A 12,710-nucleotide genomic window follows, 5' to 3' on the forward strand; every position below is an offset into this window, starting at 1 on the left:
GAGATGTTCGTATGCAAAATGTAGAAGCAATCATAGTTGGTGGAGGTCCATGTGGATTATCTGCTGCGATTGAACTACAAAACATTGGTTTAACACCGATTGTTATTGAAAAAGGAAATGTCGTAAATGCGATTTATAACTACCCAACTCATCAAACTTTCTTTAGTACAAGTGAAAAATTAGCGATTGGTGATGTGCCGTTCATTATCGAAGAACGCAAACCGAAACGCAATCAGGCACTTGTCTATTACCGAGAAGTTGTAAAAGCAAAAAAAATTCAGGTGAATCGATTTGAAACGGTACAAAGTGTTAAGAAAAACGAAGATACTTTTACAGTTCAAACGGATAAAGAAACATATAAAACGCCGTATGTAGTCATTGCAACGGGCTATTATGATCACCCAAATTATTTAAATATTCCAGGTGAAAATTTACCGAAAGTGCATCATTATTTTAAAGAAGGACATCCATTTTTTGATTTAAATGTTCTTGTGATTGGTGGTAAAAACTCAGCCATTGATGCAGCATTAGAGTTAAATAAAGCAGGTGCGCATGTTACGGTTGTTTACCGTGGGGCAGAATATTCATCAAGCATTAAACCGTGGGTATTACCTGAGTTTTTAGGGTTAGTTCGTGATGGTGAAATTGCGATGCATTTTAATACAAATATCAAAGAAATTACTGAGCAAGAAGTTGTATTAGATATTGAAGGCGAAGAACAAACAATTGCTAATGATATCGTCTTTGCGATGACAGGCTACCATCCAGATCATAGCTTCATCCGTGCGATGGGCGTTGAATTAGATGAGGAAACAGGTAGACCTTATTTTGATCCTGAAACAATGGAAACAAATGTAGAGAACCTATTTATTGCGGGTGTATTAGCAGCTGGAAATAATGCAAATGAAATTTTTATTGAAAATGGACGATTCCATGGCGGATTAATCGCTGAAAAAATCGTTAAGCACAACAAATAAGAGGTGAATGTCTTGAAGAAAAAAGTAGCTTTAATTACAACAGGTGGAACGATTGCGAGTACGCGTAATGATAAAAATAAATTAGAATCAGGTAAGCTTGATGGCAATGCCATTTTATCCATGTGTCAGCTTGAAAATGAACTTGATATTGAATTAGTTGATTTATATCAAATTCCATCAATGCATATGACGTTTGAAAACTTAAATCAACTAAATACTGTGATTCATCAAATTTTTAAAGATGAGTCCGTAAATGGTATCGTTATTACGCATGGCACGGATAGTTTGGAGGAAACTGCTTATTTCCTTGAATTAACGGTGAATGACCCACGTCCAATCATTGTAACGGGTTCTCAAAAATCATCGGGAGATATTGGGACAGATGTTTATTCGAACTTACGTAACTCTTTATTAGTCGCTTCAAGTGATGAAGCAAAAAATATTGGAACCTGTGTCGTATTTAATGAAAAAATTATTCATTCAAAATATGTAAAAAAAGTACATTCTTCAAGTATTAACGGTTTTGGTGCTATTGGTTATGGGATGCTTGGCTATATCGATAATGATGAAGTTATCATTTATCAAAAACCAACGCATAAGGAAATCTATGCTATAAAAGAAAACTATCCTACAGTAGAAATCGTCATGGCTTATTTGGGTGCAAGTTCGATTATTATTGATGCATTGTATGAAGCGGATGTTGACGGGATTGTACTTGTTGGCGCAGGTCGCGGTCAAGTGACACCAGATATGACCAATACGATTGAAAAGCTATGTCAAAAGGGGATAAAGGTAATTTTAACGACGTCTACCGAAGAAGGACGCGTATTCCCAACATATGATTATTACAGTAGTGCGAACAATTTGAAGGATAAAGGCGTAATTATGGGTGGCGACTATGATCCGAAAAAAGCACGCTTAAAATTATTGCTAATGCTAGCAAATGAAGATACAAACTATGATTCATTTATGCACTAATTAATAATGAAGGAGGTGTCCCGAAATAGCTTTCTGGACACCTCCTTTTTTGTAGGCAAAAATTGCTAGAATACGTTACTTTTTTGTAAACTTTACTTCACTGCACAGTTGAAATCTATTTAGTGATATACTTTTAACAGAAATATGTAAATGAGAGGAGCCGGCCCATGTTCATACTTTTATCAGCAGCCATCGCGCCGGGTTTAGCCCTTTTAAGTTATTTTTATTTACGCAATCAAATGGATACGGAACCAAGGCGAACATTACTTCATGCCTTCATTTATGGAGCCATTATTACATTCCCGGTCCTATTTATTCAATTTATTTTAAAAGAAGAACATACTTTCTCGAATCCCTTTTTTGTGAATGTTGTATTTACAAGTTCAATAGAGGAATTCGTAAAATGGCTTATTATATTAGCTGTTATTTTGCGACATGTGGAATTTGATGATCCGTATGACGGGGTTCTTTATGGTGCTGCAGTCTCGCTCGGCTTTGCGACAGTTGAAAATGTTATTTATTTGTTGTCATTTGGTATTGATCAGGCTCTTATCCGTGCAATTTTACCCGTTTCAAGTCATGCCTTATTTGGCGTTGTAATGGGCTATTATTTTGGCAAGGGCAAGTTTATGAGCGATGATATACAAAAAAAATACATTGCTCTTGCACTATTTGCGCCAATTGGGTTACACATTATGTATAATTCGATTTTAATGTTAGAAGAATATTTTATATATGCGATGCTGCCGTTTATGCTGTTTTTATGGTGGTTTGCATTAAGAAAAGTAAAACAAGCACATGAACATTTAATTGAACATTTATCACGCCATAATGGGCAGTAATTTAAGCTATTTAAAGAATCTATTTTCTTTAAATAGCTTTTTCTAATGTATGAAATCCGTTTTTTTTAACATGCTACTCATAAAAGGAGTGGAAGTATGTTGAAAAAAATTGTGCTACTTTTATTGATTATTTCCTTTAGTACGTCATTAAATGCGGCTGCTTTTTCAAATCAACAAATACAACGTGGTGCGTTTGGTGACGACGTGATTGAACTACAAGCACGCTTACAATATTTGAGTTACTATCATGGCAAAATTGACGGTAAATTCGGCTACGGTACTTATTGGGCATTACGCAACTTTCAAGAGCAGTATGGCTTACCGGTAGATGGAATTGCCGGAAAGACAACAAAAGATAGGCTAGTAAATAATACGGATTTTGATAAAGAGTTTGTTCATAAGCATATTAATGCGGGAAATCGCTTTACTTATTACGGTGGGGTTCCACTAGATCAGCAAGTGCAAAATGGTGGAGGAACGAATTCATCAACATCGATGCAATTACCTGCGAATTATAGTGAACAAGATTTGCAAATACTAGCGAATGCGGTGTACGGTGAATCGCGCGGTGAGCCTTATGAAGGACAAGTGGCGGTTGCCGCGGTTATTTTAAATCGATTAGAATCACCTGAGTTTCCAGATAGTGTATCCGAGATTATTTTTCAACCAGGCGCCTTTACAGCGGTTGCGGATGGACAAATTTGGTTGACACCCAATGTACGTGCGAAACAGGCAGTACTTGATGCCATTAACGGTTGGGATCCTTCTGAGAATGCACTTTATTATTTTAACCCAGTGACGGCTACGAGTAAGTGGATTTGGTCAAGACCCCAAATCAAACAAATCGGCGAACATATTTTTTGTTATTAAGAGGGTGCCAACATGAAAAATCTTTCATATTTATTAGGACTATTTGTCGTCATTTTAGCGTTTGTATCACTTGATTTTTACAAGGAAAATAAGCAATTAGAGCGCGCTGTTTATGCAACTCAGTCTAGAGATTTATCGGCTGCAACAGAAAAATTGTCACTGCTTCATCAAACGATTAATCAGTCACTATTATTTCAAGATGACCGGGCATTAAAGACGGAACTCGATTCCATATGGCGCATGAGTAGCGATTTGAGAAAATCGGTAGCAAACTTACCACTACAAGAAGAAGTACAAAATGAATGGATGCGTTATTTAGGTAAGATTGGCGATAATGCGAAACAAGCTTCAAATAGCGGTGATTTAGACACATGGAAAACTAAAATGACGACCGTATCAACGAATTTACAAGCGTTTTCTGAGGAGTGGAAAGTCGCAACAATCTCCTTTTACGAAAATGATGGTAATCTAAAAAAATGGACGAGCAATAAAGAACTTGGTTTAAGTGAATCGCCATTTGCTCAAGCATCTAAGCAACTTAAAACATATAATGAAACTGATTTTCCATTAACCGCGAGTGAATCCGATTATGAAAAAAAACGAGAATTGCAACATATTACTGCTGAAAAAATAACAAAAAAACAAGCAATTGATAAACTGAAAAATTATTTTCCGGAAATAAATGATTCGATGGTGACCGTGACAAAAAGCAGTGATGATGCACCATATCCGTTTTATCACATTCAATTTATAAGAGGCTCTCGAATTGGATATGCAGATATTACGGAAAAGGGTGGACATTTATTGTCCTTTTTATTAGAGCGTCCTGTGTTAAAAAATGCGGTATCACATGAGGACATTACAGTTGCTGCACAGGAGTTCATGATGAAAGTTGGGTATACGGATGTAAAATTGACCGAATCCCGCGAAAATCATGAAGCTTGGCATTTTGTATTTTCGCGTGTTCATGGTGCAGACCAAGCACTTGTTTATCCCGATAGCATTCAAATAAAAGTAGCAAAAGACAACGCAGAAATACTTGGATTAAATGCGATGGAATATATACAAGAAGAAACCATTGCTAAACAATCAGAAATCCCTATCGACTGGGATGCGTTTTTCGCAAATGATGCCAATGTTGAAGAAGTAAAAAAGATTTACACTGCTAACAATCAATTGCAATTACGTAAATGCTATGAAGTGCTCTTACGAATGGAAAATCAATATGACGATACTTTTCGCGTTGTCATCGATACAGAAACCCATGAAGTCGTGAAAGTCGAGAAGCTTCAGTAATATTTTTGAAATTCAGTTAGGAACATATAGCTAATTCTTTGATCTCGTGAGATAATAGTTTCATTAATCTTTATCGCACGAGGAGAGACAAATGGAACTTAAAATTGGTACACTTTTAACATTAGAACCAACATATACGGATCGCATCGAGAAGTTTCGTTGTAGAGTAGTAGATCGTAAAGCAAATGTGTTATTTATCGACTATCCGATAAATGTTGCAACAAAGAAAACAGCATTTTTAGTAGATGGTGCACAATTTCGAGTAACTTATAATACAGAATCAAAGTTGAGCTATAGCTTTAATACCGAAGTGTTAGGGAGAAGAGCGGGCAATATTCAAATGATCCTAATATCTTGCCCACCTCCCGAAGGATTTATTAAAATTCAACGAAGAGAATATGTACGTGTAGAGACACCTGTTGATGTAGCAATTGAATTTGACGGACGCCGTTATCAATTTGTTGCAGAGGATATTAGTGCGGGTGGTACGGCCATTCATATAAAATCACCTGTTGGTTTCAATGAGGGTGACGTAGTAAAAATGATGGTTGTATTACCATTTGTAAGTGGAGATATTCGCTATGTTGAAACCGATGCTACGATTATTCGTATTTTCGAGAAAGACGAAGTTACCATTGCATCGATTCAATTTACGGATACAGATGAACTAGATCAGCAACATATCGTTCGTTTTTGTTTTGAACGTCAACTAATGATTCGCAAAAAGGAAACAAATGAAATATAAGTAAAAAGGGTTCTAAAAAGTATAAACTTTTTAGAGCTCTCTTTTTCATTTTGGGTAGAGGATTTTTCATTGGAAAAAGGACTTTATAAAAGATTATGTATTTTAGATTATGATACAATAACAACGGAAAGTAGGGATTAGTTATGATGAAAAAAATTCAAATTGCAATTGATGGTCCAGCAGGTGCGGGGAAAAGTACAATTGCCAAAATTGTAGCAGAGGCACTCGCGTTTACTTACATTGATACAGGTGCAATGTATCGTGCCGTAACGTATAAAGCTATGAACGAAAACATACAATTACATGACGCAGCAGCTATCGAAGCGATGTTAAATAAAACGACGATTACGTTGAAGCCTTCAGAGCAGGGTCAATTAGTATTTGTTGATGGAGAAGATGTGTCACAAGCCATTCGTTCAAACGAAGTGACAGCAAATGTTTCGCAAGTAGCAGCACATGCTAATATCCGTGAAATTTTAGTTGCTATGCAACAACAATTGGCGTCAAATGGTGGTGTTGTTATGGATGGACGAGATATCGCCACACATGTATTAAAAGATGCAGAACTTAAAATTTTTATGTCGGCAACGGTTGAAGAACGTGCACAACGTCGCTTCTTAGACAATGAGCGCCGAGGTATTTCTTCTACTATCGAATCATTACAGCTAGATATTGCACGTCGCGATAAATTAGACAGCGAACGTGAAGCATCCCCGTTAATTCAAGCACAAGATGCGTTATTTTTAGATACGACGAATTTATCAATTGATGAAGCGGCAGAAGAAATTCTAAAATTAGCAAAAAGTAAAATGGCTTAATCCGAACTATTTACAATGATTTTTACGAAAATTTCTGAAAATAAAAGGATATATTTTGTTTTTATCGAACTTTTCGAATAAAATAATAAGTGGAATATGCGAAGGAGGGTTACATATGTCTGAAGAAATGAATTTAGGGTCAAACCATCAATTTCAAGAAGGAGATATTGTGAAAGGTGTTGCTGCTCAGGTGGAAGATAAGGCAGTGACAGTTTCGATCGAGGGAGCACCATTTGACGGAATTATACCAATTAGCGAACTTTCAAGCTTACACATTGAAAAAGCATCTGATTTTGTCTCTGTAGGCGATCAATTAGAGCTAATGATTACAAAAGTTGAAGAAGAAAATTTTGTCTTATCAAAACGCAAAGTGGATGCACTGCATGCATGGGATAAGCTAGAGGCGAAATTTGAATCTGGTGAAGTATTCGAAGCTGAAGTAAAAGATGTTGTGAAAGGCGGACTTGTAGTAGATTTAGGAGTGCGCGGTTTCGTTCCAGCTTCACTTGTTGAAGATTATTTTGTAGAAAATTTTGATGATTATAATGGTAAAATTTTAAGCTTTAAAATTACAGAATTAGATAAAGAAAAAGGTCGTCTCATCTTGTCTCACCGAGCTGTATTAGAAGAAGAAAAAGCTTCTAAAAAGCAGCAAGCTATCGAATCGATTAGAGAAGGCGACATTATAGAAGGTACGGTACAACGTTTAGCAAAATTCGGTGCATTCATCGACTTAGGTGGTGTAGACGGGTTAGTTCACATTTCACAAGTAGCACATGAACATGTGGATGATGTATCAACGGTGCTACAAGAAGGACAATCAGTGACAGTTAAAGTACTTTCTGTCGATCCTGAAAATGAGCGTATATCGTTATCAATTAAAGATACATTAGAAGGACCTTGGACGAATATTGAGGAAAAGGCTTCTAAAGGCGCTGTATTAACAGGTGTTGTAAAACGTCTTGTGACATTCGGTGCATTTGTCGAAGTGTTCCCAGGTGTTGAAGGTCTTGTACACATTTCACAAATTTCACATAAGCATGTGAATACACCACAAGAAGCACTTAAAGAAGGTCAAGAAGTTGAAGTGAAAGTGTTAGAAGTGAGCGGAGACGATAAACGCTTAGCTTTAAGCATTAAAGCACTTCTAGAAGCACCTGTTGATGATGAAGATTTCGATTATGAACTACCAGAAGAAAACTCAGGGTTCTCGTTCAGTGATGTTATAGGTGATCAATTAAAGGGCTTTAAAAAATAATTATATTGTTCATAACCGTTTTGTAAGCAATTTTGCTTATAAAGCGGTTTTTTGTAGTGTACTGTTTTTGTAGAAGTAGGAAAATGGTATGTTGAAATCTAAATATGTTATTGGAATACTTTTATTAAACTAACGAGGCCGGTTACTTGAAATAAGGTTGTAACATTCTTCGGTATTCTTCGTTTTGTTATATGTCGGTTAAAAGGGGTGAGTATGTGAAGGTTTTTATAAAATTAAATTCTGTTAGTGTGTTATATGCTTTGGCATTGTTTATTTCAATTGGACTCGTGATAAATGTATATCGCATTAGTAGCGTAACTGGATGGCATTTTGATGTAGTTATAATTGCGATTTTTGTGATTAGTTTAATTGGATTGCTACTTTCAACAGTCTTAATTCTTTATATAATGAAAAAATGGAAGATAAGTAGAAAAACAAGTTATTGGTCAGTCATTATTTGGTTTCCTTATTTCATCCTTTTTTACTGTAGCTTCACCTATTTGTATCCTCTTAATTCTGGTGAAACATGGTTTCCGATTTTTAATCTTCTGATATATGGTGTTATTCTTCTATATCCAATTTATATATATTTAGTTATTCTATTTGCTACCTCTACTGAAGAAGAACAGTAAGTAATACCAACGCTCAGATTAAACTATTGAGCGTTTTTGTTTGCCATTTATATTGCCGCCAATTAACTTTTAAAATTTAATGGGCTATTTTTTTTGGTATAGCAATGTTTTTGAGATTTTACTCACTAAATAAAGTTTGTATTAGAGAAACACACGATTATATTAGCTTGGATAATATGCACGATTTCATACAACAATACTAGTGTTGCAATATTCCCCAAAATCAGTTCAAACCATTGCTACGCTTGAAATTTATCAAATGTTTATAAAATCGTGTATAAAGAATTTTCTGTTAAAAAACCCACAAACGTTGAATTTACAGCGTTTGTGGGTTTTTGTGACGTGACAAAACTTCGATTTAGGAACATTTATTTGTATGGAAATGAATAAGTTTTGATTCTCATTATATAAATCTATTTAATAAAAAGTCTTTTGAGTTTTCCTGAAATATGTTCTTAAAATCTCATCCATACCCCAGCCAATGAATGAGATAAGTGTGGCTGCAACTAAGAAATATAAGTCAAAGGAATTGAAATTCGTCAAAATAAACCTTGAATCAAGAATTAATATCAACAAGACTATAAAACTGGTGCTAAAAAATAAATGAACAACTAATGAAAAGAATACTCTTTTATTACTGTCAAACCGATTGTTCATTTTATCCGAGAGAATTGATACAGGAATCCCAAATAAAAGGGTTACGGGAATTGCATAGATGCTAGTAAAGGCAATTAACGCAGGTAACTCCGTTAATGTACTCCCTTCTATAAACATAAAAACCAACCCAATAATAGGTACAGATATTATGGCTGTGCAAATAAATGCCAATAATTTTCGCTTAAACACTAAATCCCCCCTTTTAAGATACTTATCTCACTTAACTGTTGGATTGAACGCCCCCTAAGTGTCATTTGGGAACGTTATTTGAAATAAATATTAATAAAATATACAAGATGTTACTCAGTTATTACGAACATAAATAATTATATTTTTGTGTAAATAGTATATTCCTCTGGGTCAATAAAACCTAATTTGCTACCTAGATTAATTGAAGCAATATTATCAATATCACAATCCCAACGAGGTTCAATATTATGCGAAATACAATATTCGATAAATCGTTCACCTATAATACTCGCTAACCCTTTTCCTCTGTAATTAGAGTCAGTTATTATATCTACTTCAGCATATTTTTGAGACTTAAAAATTGAAACTGCTTCACTAATAATTTTCTCTTTATCCATCACACAAAAACCTATTCCATTTTGAAGGAAATTTTCTGTAGAGTCCCAATATTCATTGTAATAAGGTGTATAGTGCTTTAATTTTTCATAAGAAAGTTCTTTAACTAAATAGTTTTCCACTCTTTTTTCATAAAGTTGTTTTTTTATTTGTATCGTACAAACGGGAACAATTAAAATTAGAATTAACATAATTATGATTAGTCTTTTCAGTTACACCCTCCCATACACCCTCCTAAAAAACTACACATAAATGATTTGTTATACAATAATTTCTATGTATATACTTATATTCCTTCAAAAAGAACAAAGAATACCCTTTATCTAAAATAGTGAGAAATTCATTTTAAAAAAAGTTAGATGAGTTATGCTTTGGTTGATCGAATCTTAACTGTACTACTAAAAGAAGTGTGTAAGTTATAAAAATTGTCCATTTCAAAATGAATCCGCACAATAAATGCATTTTGAATGTTGTGAAAAAATGATATAATAAACAAATTCGTGTATAATACAGAATATTAGAGTTTGGAAGGATGAAGTACAGATGACAAAACCAGTAATCGCCATCGTAGGACGTCCGAACGTAGGTAAATCGACGATCTTTAACCGCATCGTTGGAGAACGTGTATCAATCGTGGAAGATATTCCAGGTGTAACACGTGACCGTATTTATAGTTCGGCTGATTGGCTAGCACATGAATTTAATATCATCGATACAGGTGGTATTGAGATAGGCGATGAGCCATTTTTAGAGCAAATTCGTCAACAAGCAGAAATCGCAATTGACGAAGCAGACGTTATCATTTTCATGACAAATGGTCGTGAAGGCGTAACAGCTGCTGATGAACAAGTAGCAAAAATTTTATATAAAACAAAAAAACCAGTCGTATTAGCAGTTAACAAAATTGATAACCCAGATATGCGTCACATGCTTTACGATTTCTATACATTAGGATTCGGCGAGCCTTGGCCAATTTCAGGTTCACACGGTTTAGGGTTAGGGGATTTACTAGACGAGTGTGCAAAACACTTCCCAGAACCAAATGAAGAACAATACAGTGAAGATACGATTAAATTCTCACTTATTGGTCGTCCAAACGTTGGGAAATCATCACTTGTGAATGCTTTCTTAGGTGAGGAACGCGTAATCGTAAGTGAAATTCAAGGGACAACACGTGATGCGATTGATACGCCGTATTCATATGATGATCATGATTATGTCATCATTGATACAGCGGGTATGCGTAAAAAAGGGAAAGTATACGAATCGACAGAGAAATACTCTGTTCTACGTGCACTACGAGCAATTGAACGTTCAGATGTTGTTTTAGTTGTAATGAATGCTGAAGAAGGTATTCAAGAACAAGATAAAAAAATTGCCGGCTATGCACATGAAGCTGGTAAAGCAGTTATTATCGTAATTAATAAATGGGATGCTCTTGAAAAAGATGACAAAACGATGAACCGTTATACGGAACAAATTCGTGAACACTTCTTATTCTTAGATTACGCACCAATCGTTTACGTATCAGCGAAAACGAAACAACGTGTATTAAGCTTACTACCTGTTATTCGACGTGTAAGTGAAAATCATGCGATGCGTATCAAATCTTCAATCTTAAATGAATTAATTGAAGATGCAGTTGCACGTAACCCAGCGCCAACTGATAAAGGGCGTCGTTTACGTATTTACTACGCAACACAGGTGGCAATTAAACCGCCAACATTTGTTGTGTTCGTAAATGAACCTGAAATGATGCACTTCTCATATGAACGTTTCTTAGAAAACCGTATTCGTGATACGTTTGATTTCGAAGGTACGCCAATTCGTTTAATTACACGTGCACGTGACTAATCAAATAAAATTAGCGCTAGTTTATGAAAATGAACTAGCGTTTTTGTTCAATCAGGGAGAATTTGACTTGAAGTAAGGAAATCGAATAAAAAAACTTTAAGTGAAATTGGGGGTTATATTATGGAAAAAGTAGTAGTGTTAGGTGCAGGTTCTTGGGGGACTGCATTAGCCATTGTGTTAGCTGAAAACGGGCATGATACATTAATTTGGTCACACCGTGCAGATCAAGCTGCTGAGATTAACAATCAGCATACCAATAAAAAGTATTTACCAAATACAGTGTTACCAGAATCACTAAAAGCAACAAGTGATTTACAACAGGCAGCGCAACATGCGACAACGCTTGTGATGGCGGTGCCAACAAAAGGTATTCGTGAAGTATGTACAAATATTTCAACATTTATAAAAGAGAAAATATTATTTGTCCATGTATCAAAAGGGATTGAACCTGACTCATTAATGCGTATTTCGGAATTAATGATAGAAAGCTTAGACGAAAAGGTAGTCAGTGATATTGTTGTATTATCAGGCCCTTCTCACGCAGAAGAAGTAGTATTACATCACCCAACCACGATTACTGCTGCAAGTAAAAATCTAGCGGCGGCTGAAAAAGTGCAAGATTTATTTATGAACCACTATTTCCGTATTTACACAAATGATGATGTAATCGGTGTTGAAATCGGTGGTGCTTTAAAAAATGTTATTGCACTTGCTGCAGGGATTACAGACGGCTTAAACTACGGTGACAATGCAAAAGCTGCATTAATAACACGTGGTTTAGCTGAAATTACACGACTTGGCGTGAAAATGGGTGGAAATCCATTTACATTCGCAGGGCTAACAGGTATGGGTGACTTAATCGTCACATGTACAAGTGTACATTCACGTAACTGGAGAGCAGGTAATCTACTTGGAAAAGGCATGAAGCTAGAACAAGTTCTAGATGAAATGGGTATGGTTGTTGAAGGTGTACGTACAACGAAGGCGGCTTTCCAACTAGCTCAAAAATATAAAGTGCCAATGCCGATTACTTCTGCATTATATGAAGTGTTGTTTGATCAAAAAGAACCAAAAGCAGCAGTTGATGAACTGATGGTTCGAATGAAAAAAAGAGAAATCGATGAATTAAGCTAATTGATATTCTCTTACTTTATTGTAAAAAGTAGAAAAGTGAGCGAAAAATTTAATAAATTGTCAC

The 12,710-nt window shown here is 35.3% G+C and carries 12 protein-coding genes; 10 read left to right on the plus strand and 2 right to left on the minus strand.

The window, feature by feature from the left end; translation table 11 throughout:
- Positions 1 to 11: 11 nt before the first annotated feature.
- The 8 genes from DCE79_RS05945 to rpsA all read left to right on the plus strand — a co-directional run bounded on the left by DCE79_RS05945 (position 12) and on the right by rpsA (position 7,784).
- Complete coding sequence (locus DCE79_RS05945) at positions 12 to 977, plus strand: YpdA family putative bacillithiol disulfide reductase (protein ID WP_108712193.1); 966 nt, start codon at positions 12 to 14, stop codon at positions 975 to 977.
- Positions 978 to 989: 12 nt separating this feature from the next.
- The gene (locus DCE79_RS05950; RefSeq protein ID WP_108712194.1) at positions 990 to 1,955 is read left to right on the plus strand and encodes an asparaginase; all 966 of its coding nucleotides are present in this window, start codon (positions 990 to 992) and stop codon (positions 1,953 to 1,955) included.
- A gap of 167 nt (positions 1,956 to 2,122) precedes the next feature.
- The gene (prsW, locus tag DCE79_RS05955; RefSeq protein WP_108712195.1) at positions 2,123 to 2,797 is read left to right on the plus strand and encodes a glutamic-type intramembrane protease PrsW; all 675 of its coding nucleotides are present in this window, start codon (positions 2,123 to 2,125) and stop codon (positions 2,795 to 2,797) included.
- Positions 2,798 to 2,893: 96 nt separating this feature from the next.
- Positions 2,894 to 3,667, plus strand: coding sequence for a spore cortex-lytic enzyme (gene sleB / locus DCE79_RS05960; RefSeq protein WP_108712196.1), 774 nt, complete (start codon positions 2,894 to 2,896; stop codon positions 3,665 to 3,667).
- Between the two features lie 12 nt (positions 3,668 to 3,679).
- Positions 3,680 to 4,963, plus strand: a complete 1,284-nt coding sequence (locus tag DCE79_RS05965) for a PepSY1/2 domain-containing protein (RefSeq protein ID WP_108712197.1) — start codon at positions 3,680 to 3,682, stop codon at positions 4,961 to 4,963.
- 91 nt (positions 4,964 to 5,054) lie between these two features.
- Complete coding sequence (locus DCE79_RS05970) at positions 5,055 to 5,708, plus strand: flagellar brake protein (RefSeq protein WP_108712198.1); 654 nt, start codon at positions 5,055 to 5,057, stop codon at positions 5,706 to 5,708.
- A 143-nt stretch (positions 5,709 to 5,851) separates the two neighbouring features.
- Complete coding sequence (gene cmk / locus DCE79_RS05975) at positions 5,852 to 6,526, plus strand: (d)CMP kinase (protein WP_108712199.1); 675 nt, start codon at positions 5,852 to 5,854, stop codon at positions 6,524 to 6,526.
- Between the two features lie 115 nt (positions 6,527 to 6,641).
- A complete protein-coding gene (gene rpsA, locus DCE79_RS05980; RefSeq protein ID WP_108712200.1) occupies positions 6,642 to 7,784 on the plus strand; it encodes a 30S ribosomal protein S1 in 1,143 nt (380 codons plus the stop codon).
- A gap of 1,049 nt (positions 7,785 to 8,833) precedes the next feature.
- Here rpsA and DCE79_RS05990 read toward each other — a convergent pair.
- Together DCE79_RS05990 and DCE79_RS05995 are read right to left on the minus strand one after the other, a co-directional pair.
- Positions 8,834 to 9,262, minus strand: a complete 429-nt coding sequence (locus tag DCE79_RS05990; protein WP_108712202.1) for a hypothetical protein — start codon at positions 9,260 to 9,262, stop codon at positions 8,834 to 8,836.
- Between the two features lie 137 nt (positions 9,263 to 9,399).
- Complete coding sequence (locus tag DCE79_RS05995) at positions 9,400 to 9,849, minus strand: GNAT family N-acetyltransferase (protein WP_108712203.1); 450 nt, start codon at positions 9,847 to 9,849, stop codon at positions 9,400 to 9,402.
- Positions 9,850 to 10,201: 352 nt separating this feature from the next.
- On the opposite strand from DCE79_RS05995, the gene der reads away from it, so the two are divergent.
- Both der and DCE79_RS06005 read left to right on the plus strand, forming a co-directional pair.
- Positions 10,202 to 11,512 (plus strand): ribosome biogenesis GTPase Der, encoded by a 1,311-nt coding sequence (gene der / locus DCE79_RS06000; RefSeq protein WP_108712204.1) that lies wholly within the window; start codon positions 10,202 to 10,204, stop codon positions 11,510 to 11,512.
- 120 nt (positions 11,513 to 11,632) lie between these two features.
- Complete coding sequence (locus DCE79_RS06005) at positions 11,633 to 12,646, plus strand: NAD(P)H-dependent glycerol-3-phosphate dehydrogenase (protein ID WP_108712205.1); 1,014 nt, start codon at positions 11,633 to 11,635, stop codon at positions 12,644 to 12,646.
- The last annotated feature ends 64 nt before the right edge of the window (positions 12,647 to 12,710 follow it).

This window comes from Lysinibacillus sp. 2017, assembly GCF_003073375.1.
Taxonomy (GTDB): Bacteria; Bacillota; Bacilli; order Bacillales_A; family Planococcaceae; genus Solibacillus.

Excerpts from the sequence above, each read along its gene's own strand:
- cmk (WP_108712199.1), top strand. The coding sequence starts at position 5,852 with ATGATGAAAAAAATTCAAATTGCAATTGATGGTCCAGCAGGTGCGGGG.
- DCE79_RS05970 (WP_108712198.1), top strand. The coding sequence starts at position 5,055 with ATGGAACTTAAAATTGGTACACTTTTAACATTAGAACCAACATATACG.
- rpsA (WP_108712200.1), top strand. The coding sequence starts at position 6,642 with ATGTCTGAAGAAATGAATTTAGGGTCAAACCATCAATTTCAAGAAGGA.
- DCE79_RS05995 (WP_108712203.1), bottom strand. The coding sequence starts at position 9,849 with ATGTTAATTCTAATTTTAATTGTTCCCGTTTGTACGATACAAATAAAA.
- DCE79_RS05945 (WP_108712193.1), top strand. The coding sequence starts at position 12 with ATGCAAAATGTAGAAGCAATCATAGTTGGTGGAGGTCCATGTGGATTA.
- sleB (WP_108712196.1), top strand. The coding sequence starts at position 2,894 with ATGTTGAAAAAAATTGTGCTACTTTTATTGATTATTTCCTTTAGTACG.
- prsW (WP_108712195.1), top strand. The coding sequence starts at position 2,123 with ATGTTCATACTTTTATCAGCAGCCATCGCGCCGGGTTTAGCCCTTTTA.
- DCE79_RS06005 (WP_108712205.1), top strand. The coding sequence starts at position 11,633 with ATGGAAAAAGTAGTAGTGTTAGGTGCAGGTTCTTGGGGGACTGCATTA.
- DCE79_RS05965 (WP_108712197.1), top strand. The coding sequence starts at position 3,680 with ATGAAAAATCTTTCATATTTATTAGGACTATTTGTCGTCATTTTAGCG.
- der (WP_108712204.1), top strand. The coding sequence starts at position 10,202 with ATGACAAAACCAGTAATCGCCATCGTAGGACGTCCGAACGTAGGTAAA.